Here is a 15,779-nt window from a genome sequence, read left to right as displayed (position 1 = left end):
CAGCGCCGATCTCTGAGAGGTGTCTACTCATTCATCGGCTTGGGACGAGGACTACCGAAAGCGCCGGGCTCTCTGGGGCGGTGCACCGGGGCCGCTCCCGGACATCCCTGCCGATACTGCCGTCCTGGAACTTGGATGCGGGAACGGCAAGACCCTTGCAGCCCTTACCCGGCGCTCCCCGAACGTGACTGCGGTCGACATCTCCCCCCATGCCATCAATCTAGCCAAACGGCATCCCGGCACCGCGGGAGTCAATTTCGTGCTTGCAGACGCAGAGTGTCTGCCGTTCTCCCGGGAGTCATTTGATGCGGTCTTCCTGGTTCATATCGTCGGCCACCTGACCGAATCGGGTCGGAGAGCCATTGCATCCGAGGTCTGCCGGGTGCTCAGGCCCGGTGGCACGGCGTTCTTTCGGGAGTTCTCCGTTGAGGACATGCGCGCCGGGAAGGGTGTGGAGGTAGAGCCGCAGACTTTCCAGCGGGGTGACGGCATCATCACCCATTACTTCACCGAGACCGAGGCGGCGGAACTCTTCGCATCGCTCACCCCGGTCTCGGTCCGGACGCACCGCTGGACGATGCGGATCAGAGGCAGGGATCTCCCCCGGGCGGAGATCGAGGCGGTGTTCCGGAAGGGAGAGGTAATCTGAATTTTTCGTTTACAAAAGATCAGTGACGCGTGAAACCCGGACCGCGCAGCCTTGTAGTACTCTGATGAGGATTTCAACTCCACCAACCACAGACCGCACCCCAATCTATTCAGCGCGTTTTGCCCGGGAAGATCAACCTGGCAACCACATCCGACATAGATACACCGGACAGAAACATTAGAAGGAGCAAAACAAGGTCGGCCCTGCCTCAAACCCCACAAACCCTGAAATCTGAGGCAGACATCTATTTCACCCGCCTAAATCGACCTATACATACTGAATACGGAGGAATGGCGAGCCGCGCCGGTCGATGCAGCTGCTCCCGGATTCCTCCCTGCAGTATGGTCAACCTTTTTTGATGTTCAGGCGAAAGATCAGATGAGGGAGAAAGGTCATGTGTATTGCAATGCCCGCTGAGGTCCTGGAGATAAAGGAGGGGAACATCGGCGTCGTCGACTTCGGCGACCTGCAGCAGGAGGTCCGGCTCGACCTCGTTGATGTAAAGGTGGGGGAGTTCGTGCTCGTCCACGTCGGATTTGCCATCCAGCGGCTCAGCAGAGAGGAAGGGCTTGAGACCCGTGAGCTCTTCAAGCAGGTTTATGCTGCGATGGAGGAGTGATGCACGAGTACAGCATCGCCTACGACATCTACGCGACGGCCCGCCGGGCTGCGATCGAGAATAAGGCAAAAGAGGTGAAGTGCGTCTCGGTGGATGTCGGCAAGATGGCGATGGTAAACCCCGAACAGGTTGAGTTCCTCTTTAACGTCATCATCGAGGACGACCCGCTCTTTGCGAACGCACGACTCTCGTGCCGAGAGGTTGAAGCGCGCACACGCTGCTCCTGCGGCTATGAAGGAGATGAGCGGTTTGTCTGCCCTCAGTGCGGTAAACTCCCGGAAATCGTTGCAGGAATGGAGATTGTAGTCACCAATATCGAGATAGAAGTGGACGAAGAATGAAAGTCAACCTCATGCATGGTGCGGGAGGTGAGGTGATGGGCGAGCTTTTGCGCGTCATCACCAACCTTAAGCACAACAACGCTGGCGGAATAGGTCTTGAATCGCTTGACGACGGTGCGGTCATCCCGCTCAACGGTCAAAATATCGTCTTTACGACCGATAATCATGTGGTCTCTCCAATCTTTTTCCCTGGAGGGGATATCGGACGTATCGCCGTCTGTGGAACCATCAACGACCTCGCGATGATGGGTGGACGACCGATCGCCCTCTCATGCGGCATGGTCATCCCCGAAGGCTTCGATGTCGCCGACCTCGAACGCATCGTCGCATCGATGGACGCCACTCTTGAAGAGTGCGGGGCAAACCTCGTCACGGGGGATACCAAGGTGCTCGAGCGGAGTGCGCTTGATACCATCGTCATCAACACCGCCGGCATAGGCGTTGCCGAGCGGGTGGTGCGGGATAACGGCCTTAGGGTCGGCGACAAGATCCTGGTCAGCGGCACCATCGGCGACCACGGAATCGCCATCATGGCACACCGTGAAGGGTTCGACTTCGGCGATCAGATCCGCTCCGACGTCGCCCCACTCTGGCCGCTTGTCGAGCAGGCGCTCGCCGCCGGCGATATTCATGCCATGAAAGATCCGACGAGAGGCGGATTTGCGAACGCCATCAACGAGATGGCGAGAAAGAGCGGAGTGGGGGTCATCATCGAGCAGGAAGCCCTCCCCCTCCGGGCGAGTGTCCGAAGTGCCGCCGGGATGCTCGGGATCGACCCCCTTGAGGTGGCAAACGAAGGCAAGGTCGTCATGGGGGTCGCACCCGACGATGCCGAAGCGGTCCTTGCGGCTATCCGGAAGCACCCCTACGGACGGGACGCGGCAATCATCGGTGAGGTCGTCGAAGGCTCCCATGTTATCATGCGAACCGAGATCGGCGGGGAACGGTTTCNNGGGGAACGGTTTATCGAACCGCCGATCGGCGACCCGGTCCCACGTGTCTGCTAGTAGTGCCATACTTTTTTTAAATTCCCAAAACCCCTTGCAGTCATATACAATCGGTGCTATAAGCACAGTCCTATGGAGAGGCATGTGTAATGATGGAGGAAACAGACATCGAGGTGCGCCTCGTGGATGTCTGGGACGTGGAGACGATCGCCGATCTCTATCGTGCAGGCGGCTGGTGGAACGAAGCGTGGGACCCTGCAGGACTTCGGGATCTCATCGCCGGGAGTTTCGCATTTGCCGTCGCAATCGATTCTGCCGCAGGGAGGGCGGTCGGCATGGGCAGGGTGATCTCCGATGGGGTCTCGGACGGCTACGTTCAAGATCTCGTCGTCCTCCCTGGCTACCGGGGCCGGGGCATCGGGACGATGATCTTATCAACGTTGCTCAATTACTGTAAGTCTGCAGGTGTCACCTGGGTCGGCCTTATCGCCGAACCAGGGACCGAGGCATTCTATACCGAGCTCGGGTTCCGGAGAATGGAGGATCACGTACCCATGAGATGGTATCCTCAAGAATAGGTGAGATATGCTGAGATTTGCCGACTTCAAACCCGTGAGCCTGGATGATCGCGACTTCTTCGATGAGCACTACCGGCGGTTCCCCCAGGTGCACAGCGACAACACGTTTGCAAATATGGTCTGCTGGAACCACTATGCGGACTACCGATACATAGAAACCGGGGGCGCCATCGTCCTCTCCAGCACCATCGAGAACGTTACGAGGTTTCGGATGCCGATCGGGCCGCGGGATCCGGAACTGCTCGAGGACGTCATAGACCTCGCGCTCAGGGAGGGCGGTGAGATACCGCTGTTCATCCTCGATCCGGCAAACGAGGAGTGGCTTAGGGAACTCTATCCGGATCTCCCCCTGCACGAGAGCCGGGACTACTTTGATTATATCTACCGAACCGAAGACCTCGCGGAACTTGCAGGGAAACCCTACGCCACCATCCGACGCCAGGTTCATCGGTTCGAGCGGGAGTATGAATACACGGTAGAAAAGATCACCAAAGAGAACATCAACGAGGTCTGGGAGTTCCTGGTCGTCTGGTGCGAGTGGCGGGACTGCGACTCCGAACCCATCCTCGCTTACGAGAAGGATGCCATCCTTTTTGCGGTCAACAACTTCTTTGCCATAGGACTTGAGGGATGGATCATAAGGATTGGAGGTACCATCGGGGCGATATCGATAGTCGGCCCGGTCAACGAGTCCATGGCGGTCGTTCACTTCGAAAAGGCGCTTCCCGAGACCTACCGCGACATCTACAAGATCATCATGACCGAGACGGCAGCAGGGCTCCGGGACCGCTATCGCTATGTCAACCGGGAGTGCGATATGGGCGTGCCCGGACTTCGAGAATCAAAGACGCGCTACCACCCGGCCTACATGGTAGAAGTGCACTACGTGACCCGCAAAGACCTGGAGGCGTACTGCAGGTGAACGCAGATATAGTTCTCCGGAACGTGCGGCTCCCATCGGGCCGCGAGGCTGATATTGCCATTTCAGACGGGGTTGTCCGGCACGTCGGCGCACCGGTGCATGCCGACGAGACGATCGACTGCAGCGGGTATACCTGCCTTCCCGGAGCGGTCGATATGCACGTCCACATGCGGGGCGGGGTCCAGGCCGGGAAGGAGGGCTGGCGGACCGGCACGGCGAGTGCGGTCGCCGGGGGGGTGACGGTCGTCGTCGACCAGCCAAACACCGTCCCGCCCATCACCACGCCCGAGATTCTTGCGGCCCGTATCCGTGAGGCGGAGAGCGAAGCTCTCTGTGGGTTTGCGGTGAATGCAGGCGTCGTCGCTGGCGCCGACCTTGCCGGGATGTGGAGCGCCGGTGCGATGGCGTTTGGGGAGACTTTTGCTGCTCCGTCAAGTTACGGCGAGGGACTCGACCCGGAGACCCTCCGGGAGTTGTTCTGCCGCATTCAGGCTCTCGGGGGGCTTGCCACGGTTCATGCCGAGGAGGTCTCCGGCACGGCCCCAAGAACGCTCGCCGATCACGACAGTGCCCGTTCCGGAGCCGGGGAAGCACGCGCCGTCCAGGCCGTCCAGGCTCTCGCTCCTGCTGGAATGCGGCTCCACTTCTGCCACTTAAGCACCGCCGCTTCAGTCAGGGCCGCACGCGGGACAGTCGAGGCGACACCCCACCATCTCTTCCTCTCGCACGAGATGTTTGATGAGGACGAGACCCATGCCCGGGTGAATCCGCCCCTCCGTGACGAGAGGACCAGGCGCGACCTCTGGTCTTGCTGGGATATGATCGACGTCGTCGCTTCGGATCATGCCCCACACACGCTCCAGGAGAAGGCGTTGCCGTTCGATACCGCGCCTTCCGGCATCCCCGGGGTCGAGACGATGGTGCCACTCTTGATGGCGGCGGTGCACCGGGGAGAGATCACTCTCTCCTCCGTGATCGAGAAGACATCGTGGCGGCCTGCCGAGATCCTCGGCATACCGCGCGCAGGGTTTGAGCCGGGCGACCGGGCGGACTTTGCCCTCTACCCGGACGAAGTCGTACGTATTGATCCTTCAGCTCTGCACTCAAAGTGCGGCTGGTCGCCGTTTGAGGGGTTTGGTGCGATCTTTCCGGAGGTGGTGATCATTCGGGGCACGCAGGCCTATGCCCACGGAGAATACGGCGAGGCGTGCCCGATCTGGTATCCCGGGAAAGGATTTTCATCTCTGAATAATAAATAATATAAAGCCGATAATGCGCACCTTATAGGTCCCCGGGTGACTGCTTGGCGAGATGCCAGATATGATCCATGGGACAACCCAGGTGCGCGACAGGCACGCCTGGCATATGGGTACGATTGGGTGAGGATCGGCATAACGCCGCCTGTGATCCGGGATCGTTAGTGTCAGGCGACATTCCTGATTTCAGGAGGTCTTTTCTTATGGATCCCTATGCCGACGCCGTTACGGAAACCGCGCATGGCGTGACTATAGCTCTCGATGTTACGGCTGGCGCAAAAAAACAGTCTTTTCCAGCAGGTTATAATGAATGGAGGAAGAGCATCCGCTGCCAGGTGACAGCCCCTGCCGTCGGCGGGAAGGCGAACCGTGCTATCATCGACCTCGTAGCAGAGACATTCGGCGTCCCTCGCACTGATGTGAGCATAATTGCGGGGCATACATCCTCATCAAAGACTGTGGCCATTGCTGGCATACCGCGATCTCGTATCCTCAAAATCCTTTCCGCTTCCAATCCCTGACCCTACAGGCAAAAATCCGACCTATATTGGGGTAGGCACTCTTTAAGAATTTATAATGGGAAAGATTTTCGAAAATCGGACATATAGGCACTCACATTGGCTTTTGCCTTGGAAATATCTTATGCTTGTGATGCCATCTGGTTTAAGTAATTGAACCCTAGATATATAATTGACCCCCTATGCCCGCGCATAGTATATCTGCACGGCGTATGGCGATCAGACTTACACGAAAGGGGCAACATTCCCATGTATTCATCCGAAACCACGAAGTATCTTATTCATCTTACTCTGCAGATTGAGGGGGTGGTCGACAAACCTGACGTAGTGGGCGCCATCTTCGGCCAGACTGAGGGTTTGCTCGGCGAAGACCTCGATCTGCGTGATTTACAAAGAACCGGACGTGTCGGCAGGATCGACGTCCAGATCACTACAAGAAGAGGTGAGACAAAAGGTGAGATACTCATCTCATCATCGCTCGACCGAGCCGAGACAGCTCTCCTTGCCGCTTCACTTGAGATGATTGACCGGGTCGGGCCATGTACTGCACACGTCAAAGTCGACCGGATCGAGGATATCCGTGTGACTAAACGGCGCAAGATCGTTGAACGTGCGAAAGAACTCCTCCTTGAGGACTTTGATGAGGGCACCATCAACAGTGATGACCTGCTGGATGAGGTCAGGGAGGTCATCAGAATAGAGAAACTCGAGTACCTCGGTGAGGAACGGGTGCATGCTGGCCCAAACGTCATGGAATCCGATGCCATCATCCTTGTTGAGGGGCGGGCCGATGTCATCAACCTGCTCCGCTACGGTATCAAGAATGCAGTTGCGGTCGAGGGCACCAACATCCCGCGCATCATCATCGATCTTTGCTCACAGAAGACTGCGACGGCCCTGCTTGATGGCGATCGAGGCGGCGAATTGATCCTGCGCGAGCTTCTTCAGGTCGCTGAGATCGATTTTGTAGCATACTGCCCACGGGGGAAGAGCGTCGAGGAGATGAGCCGCAAGGAGATTGTCAAGGCGCTCAGGAACAAGGTGCCCGTGGAGGTCATCGCCGAGCATACCCTCAGCGAGGGGGCGGCAGAGCGGTTGCCCGCCCCAGTCTCTGAGTTGATGGAGGACGAGATCTCCGCAGAGCAGCAGAAAGATACGGGTGAAGGGGGCCGTAAACCGCCCTCGACACTCGGTGAACATATGGCCGATGTGCGGGACAAAAAGATCGCGCGTTTCCTCTCACCAGATTATACCATCCTTCAAGAATCAAAGGCAGCCGACCTTGAAGGCGCACTTCAGACCATAAATGGCGATGTTGAGGGGCTGATCGTCGATCGTATTGTCGATCAGAAACTTCTGGATCAGATCGGAGGGAAAAACCTTGAGTTTGTGGCGGCCCGGGACTTTAAAGGGATTATAAAACGCCCACTCTCCATCAGGCTTATAAAGATCGGGTGAAGGACTTCGCCAAAACCGGGATCCGGACCCGGTGACGGCACGGCATTCCAAAGTTCATAACAAGCCCCTCATCTTATTGTGCCGTGCCCAAGATGACTGCTGACGCGCCGGATACCGGCCACATATTTTTTGAAATGTTCACGCGGCAGGTTGCAGCCGATTGCGCGATGCTGCCCAGTTGATGGAACGTATCTGTTGGGGGCAAGACCGATGCCTCCCCTGTCCATCGAGAGCATACCCCCGAGTGTCTCTGTTTACCTTGAAGATCCTCGTGGAGGAAGCGAATAGATAGATCTATATATCAGACTGGGATTATCTGGGGTGCAAATTTATATATGTTTATATTCACTATTTTTATTTCCGGGAGAGAATATGCACAAGGATGAGTTAATAGCCTTACATGGGATTCTTACAGAGATTAAGGATTTTTTTGAGATGACGAATCCAGAGTTAAAATTCTCGCAGTATTATGCGCTGAAGATTGAGCCGTCTCAGGTGCATAAAAGCAAAATGGAACATAAATATGCAATATTCGTGCTCGGAACGGAACTTGCGAACGCCATGAAGGATGTGGAGTTCTCGTCATCCGGGAGGATCTCTGCCCGGATGAAGGAACTTGCAGAGAAGACTCTCAAAGAGATCGAGTATCTCCAGTAAGAGTTTCCGGTACCCACGTGGTGCCGCTGCGAAGTTTGGGTAGGGGTCTTCCCCTTCCCTGCTCTCCTCAGGCCCGCATCGTGCGCTCACATTGGATGAGGTACGCGGCGAGCAGGCTCGGGATGGGTGCGGCCATGCAGTGCCAGTTCGGCGTCCCGTTCACTTCAAGAACCGTATAGCCCTCCCTGTCCCGCAGCAGATCAACACCACAGTAGTCAATCCCGATTGCCGATGCCGAAGCCTCAGCAACGGTGCGCATCTCCTCATCGATCGGAACAGGTGTGCCGATCCCGCCCTGGTGAATATTGTGCGTCAGGCTATCGGATACCCTGGTTATTGCGCCAACGGCCTCTCCCCCGAGGACAAAAACGCGGAAGTCCCGGTCATTGGGAATGTACTCCTGTAAATACCAGGGCCCCGGCCCGAGATCGTCCGGCGTCGTCACGAGCCGGATCCCATTCCCGTCATACCCATAAACCGGCTTATACACCACTTTTCCATGCCGCAGAAGGAATTTTTGCGCCTGTTCCTCCGAGCGTATGTATGCGGTCTCCGGCGTTCTTATCCCATGGCGCAGAAGAAGGGCAGACGTCATCACCTTCGATGCGCAGGTAACAATACTCTCGGGCGTGTTGACCACGCGATTATCGAGCGAGAGCACGTTTAGCGTCTCGAATTGGTGACCATCCTGGCGGATTCCGCAGACCCATATAAGTTCGTCCTGAATCCCCGTATCAAGGGGATCGATTGCGTCGAGATTGAGGACACGGTATCGCGCACCGGCTTTCTCCAGTTCCCGCATAACAGCACCGGTCGAGTTATCTTCCGGCGTATCGGTCGGTTTTGGTACGATGTGGATCATACGCTTCACATCCTGCTCCCGGGACCACAGCTCACAGTCAAAGGTCTCTTCAGTATCATTTTGAACCTTACTGGATATAATCGATAGGGGCGAAGATTATGAAAAAGAACCGGATTGCCATCATAGGATGTGGAAACCCCTTCATGGGAGATGACGGAGCAGGAATTCTGGTGATGCAATACTTTGAAGGGAGAGATGCTGCCGGTATCGACGCCATCGATGGTGGATCCGGGGGAATGGGCTTGATCCCTCTGATGGAAGGATACGAGAAGGTCGTGATTGTCGATGCAATGCAGGGTATCGGCGACCATATTGGCGATGTCCGTGTCCTCAAGGTGCCGCCGTCCTGGGATCTTCCGATATGCGCGCTCCATGATATCGGGATTGGAGAGGTGGTAGCAATAGCCCGTGAACTCGGGTATGTCGCAGAGATTGTGGTGGTTGGGATTGAGGTGGGCGAGATCCGCGCATTCAGTCAGGAGATGGACCAGGCAGTCAAAGCAGCGATCGAGGTTGCCAGGCAAGAGATAGAAATGATCCTGCGGGATTGGGCTGATCCGGTAGACAACGTTTCTTAATACGTTTAAATGTAACTATAAGCGATATACACATCATAACAATATAGAAATCTATAAATAATATGATATATTAATAGCACTGAGCTGAAGAAGTCTTTATGCAACTGCCACGAGGTCGGTTCCATCGTCTTCTCAAGTCCACGAAATCCCGTGCCCTGATAGAAGAGATGGGCTCAGAACGGTTCACCGGGATCTGCACAATCGTCCTTGGCAGTAAGAGTCTCATCCTGGTGCTGAATGAAGGTCAAGTGGTGCTTGCCGAATACGGGGGCCTGAAAGGGCAGCATGCACTTGATATGGCGTTAGAGGACGGAGATAGCGAAGCAGCGGCTGAATTGAACACCCTGACACCCGAGCAGATTCAACTTGCTCTGGAGTTCAACAAACCGTTTGCAGTCGCTGATAGCGGTAAAGATCTGGAAACCCCGCCGTCTAAAGGCAGGTCCGTGAGGATGAAGTCTCAGATGGGGCCAGGGAGAGTTGATATGCCTTCCATGCCAAAACGTCGCCCGGAGCCGCTCGTTGAGAGACGCGGTATCCCCACGCCGGGATTAAAACCCGTAAAAGAGGCGAAGGACCCTCAACCTGAGAGCGATGAGATCAGCATGCTCATGCAGGACATGGAGAGCCTAGACATTGACCAGCTCGTCAGCGATTTCAGGGTGAACTGCAAGGATATTCTCCGGAAAATTCACCTCGATCACCTCATCCAGGACAAAGACACATGAAGATTTGGCAGGAGATGAAGACTGAATGGATCCGATAGGCATCATCCAGGTAATCCTCACGATCATTACAGCAGTGATGATAGTTGGATTCGCCGGCATTCTTTACTTCCTTCAAAGAATTGATCGGGCGCTCGCCGGCGAACAACAAAGAATCGCCGCAAGTGGTAAAGCGACGTTTGCGCAACCGGCGCAAGCGCCCGCCCGGACCCAAAAAGAGTTCGATCCCAAGGCGATTGGAAGCCTGGAGGAACACCTGAGGGCGATCGGTGAAAAGTATCGCCTTGCCTCCTTAACGCTGGCAACCTCAGACGGCCTCCTCATCGGTTCAACGAGGTCTGGAGCACAGGACGAGGCCGCACAGTATAGTTATCTTTACACGCAGGGAACGCTTCGCGATGAGACCGGAGCGGAACTTTTTGACATCCCACACCGGGGAGAGAAGGTGATCGGGATCGCTCGTCCTTCGGAGCGCCTCCCTGCCGATTTGATGAGCGCACTCAAACAAGACGCCCGCGACGCCTTACAGCGCTGGGTGTAGGTCATCAGAATTGGAGAACTCAAAGCCAACGAGTGATTCTATGGTAAAAGTATATACAATTGCGTCCGGTAAAGGTGGGACCGGCAAAACGACGGTCACAGCCAATCTGGGACCGATGCTTGCCCAATATGGGAAGAGGACATGTATCCTGGATGCTGATGTAGGGATGGCAAATCTCGGCCTCATTCTAGGACTTGAGCACCTGCCGGTGACTCTGCACGAGGTGCTGGCTGGAAAAGCACGCATCAGAGATGCCATCTACGACGGGCCGTTTGGTGTGAAGGTGGTCCCATGCGGCCTCTCTCTGCAGGGCTTTCAGCAATCAAATCCAGACCGGCTAAAAGATGTCATGACCGACCTCGTGAGTGAGTTCGATGTTCTCATCCTGGATGCTCCTGCGGGGATCAGCAGAGACGGCGTCATCCCGCTGACGATCGCCGACGGGGTGATCCTCGTTATAAACCCCGAGATCTCCTCAATTGTCGACTCGTTAAAGACGAAGATCCTAACCGAGACTGTCGGTGGGCACGTCCAGGGAGTGATCGTCAACCGGGTCGCCGGGGGCGGGGACGAATTCAATCGTGCACAGATGGAGAAACTCCTCGGTGTACGGGTGATCGGGATCATACCGGAAGACGGAAACGTTCGACGTGCCTCGGCCGGCAGGTCGCCGATCGTGGTGAAATATCCAAATTCTGATGCGTCACGGGCTTTCAAGCGGATCGCCGCCGATATCGCCGGCATTGAGTACGTCGAAGAGGAGGTGCCAGCGCCACGTGAGGGGTTTGTTGATCGGCTCGCCCGGGCTCTCTTTAGGGCGAAGTAACGAGTCGCTTCCATCTGTATCAGGGAAGCGGTTCAATCATTTTGAAATAAATTTTTATCAGAACTGAATATCAGAAAAAATCGATAAAAATTGATGAAATTACATATTCTGCATGGAAAATTTGTTTACTAAATGGAATAAATCATATATAACCATGTTTTAATATCGGAAGCGATAACCACACTTTCAGAGGTGCACAAATGGATATACGTGTGGATAAGGACGCATGCGTCGGGTGCGGTCTTTGCGTCAAAGATTGCCCGATGCATGTGTACGAACTCCTGAACAATGTGAGTGTTCCGGTCAGGCCGAATAACTGTATGGGGTGCCTGTCCTGCCACGAGATCTGCCCTGCCCAGGCACTCGAGCATCGGGGCATCTACCCGGCTCGAAGGCACTATATCGACATCAAAGTCTGCGAGATGCTTCGGAAGGTGATCTGATGAGTGCAGGCTACGTCGATGAGCTGCACGAGGCTTTTCACTCCGATCTCGTCTATCGTGCCGAGGAGATCCCGCTTGAGTGCTCGCCGCGGCCGAAGGACCTGGAACAGACGCTTCACGGCGTGATGAAACTCAACGGTCTTGTGATCCGGTCGCTGGAAGAGATCGCAGGGCGAGGAGCGAACGCAGTCACCTATCGTGCCGGGAAGAAGTTCGGCCATGAGGTGGCCAAGTACTTCCAGAAACGCGATGACGTGGAGGGAGCGCTCCATGAACTCTCCGACCTGCTGCGGGGCCAGTACTCCTTTGAGATCTGGAAGCCCGAAGATAAGGAGACGTTCATCATCGAAGAGAACGGAGAGACGTTCATCTATCTCGTCTTCCACGACTGCATCGTCCGCCAGACTCTCCGGCGCAACGGCCTCGATCAGGGCGGTCCGCTCTGCCAGACGCTCTTTGGCTACGTCGTCGGCGCAATCGAGGAGATCACCGGCAGGAGAGCCAAGTTAGAGATCGTTCATACCGGTCCGAATGCCTGCTTAAAGAAACTGATTTTAAAATGAGGTGGAAGGATGAAAATTGCTATTGAGGAGCTGGCAGGCTGCTCGGGATGCACGATTGCAGTGCTCGATCTCCACGAGATGCTCCTTGACATCGTCAAGGACGCTGACATCGTCTACTCTCCGGTGATCATGGATGTAAAAGAGCCACCTGAGGGTATTGACATAGCATTCGTGACCGGCGCTGTCCGAAACGCGGAGAACCAGGAACACCTCGAGAGGATCCGGAGGCGGGCAAAGACGCTGGTGGCGTTTGGGACCTGCGCCTGCTATGGCGGCATATCGGGTCTCTCAATGCTGAACTCAAACGAGGACCTCTTCTCCTGCGTCTACCAGGGTGTGGATACGGTGAAACCTAACGGCGCTATCCCTACGGATGTGCCGCCGTTCCTTTACCGGGCGTTTGCGGTGGGCGACCTCGTGAAGGTTGACTACTATATCACGGGCTGCCCGCCAAAAGAGGCCTTCTTAAAGCAGATCATCCCGGCGATGATCAAGGGGGACACCCTTGAACTCTCGCGCAAGTCCGTCTGCTCCGAGTGTGACCGGATCATGGGGCCGGTCGAGGGCTGGAAGCTTTCGCGGCGACACGAGGGTATTCCCGACCGCGAGCACTGTCTCCTCGGACAGGGCTACTTGTGCCTAGGGAGCGTCACCTTCGGGAGGTGTTCCGCGGCGTGCCCGAAGAACAACGTCCCATGCCATGGGTGCAACGGACCGTCGCTCGATATTCTCCGCGAACCCTGCCGGGATATCTACAGCATGATGGTGCGCAGGATATCGGATCTCACCGATAAGCCTGCAAAAGAGGTGGAGAAGGAACTCTACGATGTTGCCCATACGATGTATGCCTTCACCATCGGGAGCCTGATCATGGAGGACAAAGAGAACTCAAAGATACGGGACCTCGTTAAGGAGAGGAGCGTATGAAAGAGATCACGATCAGCCCGGTGACCCGGATCGAGGGGCACGCCGGTGTGAAGATCTTCCTCAACGACCAGGGAGAGGTTGATTCGGCTCACTTCCAGGTCGTCGAGCTCAGAGGGTTTGAGAAGTTCCTCATCGGCGCTGCAATCGAGGAGGCCCCCCGGATCACCCCCCGCATCTGCGGCATATGCCCGTCGGCGCATCACCTGGCGGCGGCGAAAGCGACCGATCAGATCTTCGGCGTGGAGCCGCCCGCGACCGGGAAGAAGCTCCGCGAGCTCCTCAACATCGGCCAGTTCGTCCACTCTCATGCGCTTCACTTCTTCATGCTCGCCGCCCCGGACTTCATCCTGGGCTACGACGCCCCGGTGGAGAGCAGGAACGTCATCGGGCTGGCCCGTCAGTCGCCGGAACTTGCGAAGAAGGCAATCGCGGTCCGGAAGTTCGGCCAGCGCCTGACGGAGGGCGTCGGCGGCAAGCCCATCCACCCGGCAAATGCTATTCCAGGAGGGATGTCGGCACCGCTCACCGAGGGCAAGAGGGCGGAACTGGCTGGCATGGCTAAAGAGGCGCTCGAAATCGCCCTTGAAGGCTGGGATATCGCCCGCACCCTCCTTGACGGCGTCGATACGGAGATCGGTGCTGTCAGGACCGGGTTTATGGGTATGAGCAAACACGGCCTTCACTCAACCTACGAAGGGCCCGTCGCGATGCTCGGGCCCGATGGGGGGAGGATCGGTTCGTTCTTCGGCGAGGAGTATCCGAACTTCATCGAGGAGTATTCGGAGGACTGGTCGTACCTGAAGTTCGCCCGGTTCAAGGGCGGTGACTACTACCGGGTCGGGCCGCTCGCCCGGCTCAACATCGTCGAGAGGATGGGCACAGAGCACGCTGATGCCGCCCTCAAAGAATATCGTGAGCGGTTTGGCGCCGTCACCCAGGCTGCGCTCGCCTATCATCTGGCTCGCTACATTGAGTTCGTTGCTTCGTGCGAGCGGGCGGTGGAACTGCTCTCGGACCCCGGTATCACTGCATCGGATACCCGGACTCCGGTAGGAGGGGTCGTGAACAGGCGGGGCGTCGGGATCATCGAGGCTCCACGGGGGACCCTGATCCACGACTATACCGTCAACGAGGCCGGCATCATAGAGCGGTGCAATCTCATTGTAGCGACCTGCCAGAACAACTACGCGATCGACCGCGGTGTGGAGGATATGGCACGCCGGGTGGTGGAGAACGGAGCACTGACCGAAGGAGCCGCAAACCGCATCGAGATGATCATCAGGGCGTATGACCCCTGTATCTCATGCGCAACCCATGCGATCGGGCGTATGCCTCTCCGGATCGAATGCGTCAGACGAACGTGAGGTGAAAGAATGTTAAAACAGATCCTGAGTGAATTCTTAAGACTTGATGGCGTTACCGCCGCAGTCGTAGCTGGGCGGGACGGTTTTGTGATCGAGAGTGTCGTTGCCGGGGACGTGGATGTCGAGGCCCTGGGCGCCATGGCCTCGACCGGCATGGGTACTTCCGAAGCGATGAGCAACGAACTCGGCAAAGGGGAGATGCACCAGATGCTCATCGAACTGGAGAACGGACCCATCCTCCTCGCTCCGCTCACTGAGGACGAATTGATCGCCATCGTGGCGAATGCGAACGTCAATGTCGGGCGGATCCGATACGAGCTGAAGAAGAATAAGGATCGTATCATCGCTGCACTGTGAGACGATGCTACCCGATGGCGTCTCACTCGGGCGGATACAAGGGCCTCTTTCGGCCCTTGCCTCCATCAATCCTCACTTCACGGGAGCGGTGCGAATTGATGGCCCCTCCGGGACCGGCTTTATCCTGACAGAGGATGGAAACCCGTATGCGGCGGCATTTGAGAGCGCCGACGGCGATCTGTCGCTCGGTGGAGACGATGCCTACAGGCACCTGATCAGCCAGACGTCCCTTGATTACGAACTCATCGCGTATACCGCAAGAGAGATCGAGGTTGCCCGGGCCACCTCGCGAGAGATGGGGTATATGGTCAACAGGAATGATCTCATGCCCCTTCCCGGTTCCGGGCCGATGAGCAGGGACGGTCTTGAGCAGATCGCACGTCAGCCGGGTGTCGTTGCCGTCTCGGTCTTTCACGAGGGATTTCCCCTTCAGTCGCTCGGCTCTGCCGACTTTGAGCAGGTGGCTGCGATCGCCGAGGACTTGCTTCGGGCCGGCACCCGGATAACCGGCGATATGGAGATGGGGCACCTATCGCAGATGATCCTTGAGACCCCAGCAGGGAAACTTATCATCGCACCCTACGGGGATCTTGCCCTCTGCATACTCGCAGAGCCTGACGCCAACCTGGGCTTGATCCGGCTCTCGAT

At 56.6% G+C, this 15,779-nt stretch carries 21 protein-coding genes; 20 read left to right on the top strand and 1 reads right to left on the bottom strand.

Going from position 1 to position 15,779, the window contains the following annotated elements; translation table 11 throughout:
* Nucleotides 1–19: 19 nt before the first annotated feature.
* From ACI94_RS03080 to ACI94_RS03035, 10 genes are all read left to right on the top strand, one after another.
* The gene (locus ACI94_RS03080; protein ID WP_066954364.1) at nt 20–649 is read left to right on the top strand and encodes a class I SAM-dependent methyltransferase; all 630 of its coding nucleotides are present in this window, start codon (nt 20–22) and stop codon (nt 647–649) included.
* A 394-nt stretch (nt 650–1,043) separates the two neighbouring features.
* Entirely contained in the window at nt 1,044–1,268 is a 225-nt protein-coding gene (locus ACI94_RS03075; protein ID WP_066954360.1) for a HypC/HybG/HupF family hydrogenase formation chaperone, read from the top strand.
* Nucleotides 1,268–1,609 carry a hydrogenase maturation nickel metallochaperone HypA gene (locus tag ACI94_RS03070; protein ID WP_066954356.1) on the top strand — a complete coding sequence of 114 codons (342 nt, stop codon included), beginning with the start codon at nt 1,268–1,270 and terminating at the stop codon, nt 1,607–1,609. Before ACI94_RS03075 ends, ACI94_RS03070 begins: the two co-directional genes overlap by 1 nt.
* On the top strand, nt 1,606–2,616 hold the full coding sequence (gene hypE / locus ACI94_RS03065; RefSeq protein ID WP_286681085.1) for a hydrogenase expression/formation protein HypE: 1,011 nt from the start codon (nt 1,606–1,608) through the stop codon (nt 2,614–2,616). The genes ACI94_RS03070 and hypE overlap by 4 nt, the downstream gene beginning before the upstream one ends.
* An 89-nt stretch (nt 2,617–2,705) precedes the next feature.
* Nucleotides 2,706–3,134 carry a GNAT family N-acetyltransferase gene (locus ACI94_RS03060; protein WP_066954350.1) on the top strand — a complete coding sequence of 143 codons (429 nt, stop codon included), beginning with the start codon at nt 2,706–2,708 and terminating at the stop codon, nt 3,132–3,134.
* A gap of 7 nt (nt 3,135–3,141) precedes the next feature.
* Complete coding sequence (locus tag ACI94_RS03055; RefSeq protein ID WP_286681084.1) at nt 3,142–4,056, top strand: DUF2156 domain-containing protein; 915 nt, start codon at nt 3,142–3,144, stop codon at nt 4,054–4,056.
* Nucleotides 4,053–5,315 carry a dihydroorotase gene (gene pyrC, locus ACI94_RS03050; RefSeq protein ID WP_066954344.1) on the top strand — a complete coding sequence of 421 codons (1,263 nt, stop codon included), beginning with the start codon at nt 4,053–4,055 and terminating at the stop codon, nt 5,313–5,315. Before ACI94_RS03055 ends, pyrC begins: the two co-directional genes overlap by 4 nt.
* 200 nt (nt 5,316–5,515) lie before the next feature.
* Nucleotides 5,516–5,833, top strand: coding sequence for a DUF167 domain-containing protein (locus ACI94_RS03045; RefSeq protein WP_066954340.1), 318 nt, complete (start codon nt 5,516–5,518; stop codon nt 5,831–5,833).
* Between the two features lie 246 nt (nt 5,834–6,079).
* On the top strand, nt 6,080–7,288 hold the full coding sequence (dnaG, locus tag ACI94_RS03040; protein ID WP_273258744.1) for a DNA primase DnaG: 1,209 nt from the start codon (nt 6,080–6,082) through the stop codon (nt 7,286–7,288).
* 372 nt (nt 7,289–7,660) lie between these two features.
* On the top strand, nt 7,661–7,945 hold the full coding sequence (locus ACI94_RS03035; protein ID WP_286681083.1) for a UPF0058 family protein: 285 nt from the start codon (nt 7,661–7,663) through the stop codon (nt 7,943–7,945).
* Between the two features lie 67 nt (nt 7,946–8,012).
* On the opposite strand, the gene ACI94_RS03030 is transcribed toward ACI94_RS03035, so the two are convergent.
* The gene (locus ACI94_RS03030) at nt 8,013–8,807 is read right to left on the bottom strand and encodes a RimK family alpha-L-glutamate ligase (protein WP_066954330.1); all 795 of its coding nucleotides are present in this window, start codon (nt 8,805–8,807) and stop codon (nt 8,013–8,015) included.
* 98 nt (nt 8,808–8,905) lie between these two features.
* Here ACI94_RS03030 and ACI94_RS03025 point away from each other — a divergent pair, with 98 nt between their 5' ends.
* From ACI94_RS03025 to ACI94_RS02980, 10 genes are all read left to right on the top strand, one after another.
* Complete coding sequence (locus ACI94_RS03025) at nt 8,906–9,385, top strand: hydrogenase maturation protease (protein WP_066954327.1); 480 nt, start codon at nt 8,906–8,908, stop codon at nt 9,383–9,385.
* 167 nt (nt 9,386–9,552) lie between these two features.
* Nucleotides 9,553–10,113, top strand: a complete 561-nt coding sequence (locus ACI94_RS03020; RefSeq protein ID WP_224732752.1) for a hypothetical protein — start codon at nt 9,553–9,555, stop codon at nt 10,111–10,113.
* 25 nt (nt 10,114–10,138) lie between these two features.
* Nucleotides 10,139–10,651, top strand: coding sequence for a hypothetical protein (locus ACI94_RS03015; RefSeq protein ID WP_066954321.1), 513 nt, complete (start codon nt 10,139–10,141; stop codon nt 10,649–10,651).
* Nucleotides 10,652–10,691: 40 nt separating this feature from the next.
* A complete protein-coding gene (gene minD / locus ACI94_RS03010; protein ID WP_066954319.1) occupies nt 10,692–11,477 on the top strand; it encodes a cell division ATPase MinD in 786 nt (261 codons plus the stop codon).
* A gap of 200 nt (nt 11,478–11,677) precedes the next feature.
* Nucleotides 11,678–11,920, top strand: a complete 243-nt coding sequence (locus ACI94_RS03005) for a ferredoxin family protein (RefSeq protein WP_066954316.1) — start codon at nt 11,678–11,680, stop codon at nt 11,918–11,920.
* On the top strand, nt 11,920–12,483 hold the full coding sequence (locus ACI94_RS03000; RefSeq protein WP_066954313.1) for a hydrocarbon binding protein (contains V4R domain): 564 nt from the start codon (nt 11,920–11,922) through the stop codon (nt 12,481–12,483). The genes ACI94_RS03005 and ACI94_RS03000 overlap by 1 nt, the downstream gene beginning before the upstream one ends.
* Before the next feature lie 9 nt (nt 12,484–12,492).
* Nucleotides 12,493–13,410, top strand: coding sequence for a F420-nonreducing hydrogenase (locus tag ACI94_RS02995; protein ID WP_066954310.1), 918 nt, complete (start codon nt 12,493–12,495; stop codon nt 13,408–13,410).
* Nucleotides 13,407–14,774, top strand: coding sequence for a Ni/Fe hydrogenase subunit alpha (locus ACI94_RS02990; RefSeq protein ID WP_066954307.1), 1,368 nt, complete (start codon nt 13,407–13,409; stop codon nt 14,772–14,774). Before ACI94_RS02995 ends, ACI94_RS02990 begins: the two co-directional genes overlap by 4 nt.
* A 9-nt stretch (nt 14,775–14,783) precedes the next feature.
* Nucleotides 14,784–15,131 carry a roadblock/LC7 domain-containing protein gene (locus ACI94_RS02985; RefSeq protein ID WP_066954305.1) on the top strand — a complete coding sequence of 116 codons (348 nt, stop codon included), beginning with the start codon at nt 14,784–14,786 and terminating at the stop codon, nt 15,129–15,131.
* Nucleotides 15,132–15,135: 4 nt separating this feature from the next.
* Nucleotides 15,136–15,779: roadblock/LC7 domain-containing protein (locus ACI94_RS02980; RefSeq protein ID WP_273258742.1), on the top strand; the 644-nt coding region annotated here is incomplete at its 3' end.

This window comes from Methanoculleus sp. DTU007 (assembly GCF_001512385.1).
Lineage (GTDB): Archaea > Halobacteriota > Methanomicrobia > Methanomicrobiales > Methanoculleaceae > Methanoculleus > Methanoculleus thermophilus.
Note: the sequence above shows the minus strand (reverse complement) of the source record. Positions and strands in the feature narration are given on the sequence as shown.

Bases quoted from the DNA above. Each gene is read 5' to 3' on its own strand.
- ACI94_RS03070 (WP_066954356.1), top strand. From the start codon at position 1,268: ATGCACGAGTACAGCATCGCCTACGACATCTACGCGACGGCCCGCCGG.
- ACI94_RS03000 (WP_066954313.1), top strand. From the start codon at position 11,920: ATGAGTGCAGGCTACGTCGATGAGCTGCACGAGGCTTTTCACTCCGAT.
- ACI94_RS03045 (WP_066954340.1), top strand. From the start codon at position 5,516: ATGGATCCCTATGCCGACGCCGTTACGGAAACCGCGCATGGCGTGACT.
- ACI94_RS02990 (WP_066954307.1), top strand. From the start codon at position 13,407: ATGAAAGAGATCACGATCAGCCCGGTGACCCGGATCGAGGGGCACGCC.
- ACI94_RS03030 (WP_066954330.1), bottom strand. From the start codon at position 8,807: ATGATCCACATCGTACCAAAACCGACCGATACGCCGGAAGATAACTCG.
- ACI94_RS03025 (WP_066954327.1), top strand. From the start codon at position 8,906: ATGAAAAAGAACCGGATTGCCATCATAGGATGTGGAAACCCCTTCATG.
- ACI94_RS03015 (WP_066954321.1), top strand. From the start codon at position 10,139: ATGGATCCGATAGGCATCATCCAGGTAATCCTCACGATCATTACAGCA.
- ACI94_RS03060 (WP_066954350.1), top strand. From the start codon at position 2,706: ATGATGGAGGAAACAGACATCGAGGTGCGCCTCGTGGATGTCTGGGAC.
- minD (WP_066954319.1), top strand. From the start codon at position 10,692: ATGGTAAAAGTATATACAATTGCGTCCGGTAAAGGTGGGACCGGCAAA.
- ACI94_RS03005 (WP_066954316.1), top strand. From the start codon at position 11,678: ATGGATATACGTGTGGATAAGGACGCATGCGTCGGGTGCGGTCTTTGC.
- ACI94_RS03035 (WP_286681083.1), top strand. From the start codon at position 7,661: ATGCACAAGGATGAGTTAATAGCCTTACATGGGATTCTTACAGAGATT.
- ACI94_RS02995 (WP_066954310.1), top strand. From the start codon at position 12,493: ATGAAAATTGCTATTGAGGAGCTGGCAGGCTGCTCGGGATGCACGATT.
- ACI94_RS03020 (WP_224732752.1), top strand. From the start codon at position 9,553: ATGGGCTCAGAACGGTTCACCGGGATCTGCACAATCGTCCTTGGCAGT.
- ACI94_RS03075 (WP_066954360.1), top strand. From the start codon at position 1,044: ATGTGTATTGCAATGCCCGCTGAGGTCCTGGAGATAAAGGAGGGGAAC.
- ACI94_RS03055 (WP_286681084.1), top strand. From the start codon at position 3,142: ATGCTGAGATTTGCCGACTTCAAACCCGTGAGCCTGGATGATCGCGAC.
- ACI94_RS02985 (WP_066954305.1), top strand. From the start codon at position 14,784: ATGTTAAAACAGATCCTGAGTGAATTCTTAAGACTTGATGGCGTTACC.
- dnaG (WP_273258744.1), top strand. From the start codon at position 6,080: ATGTATTCATCCGAAACCACGAAGTATCTTATTCATCTTACTCTGCAG.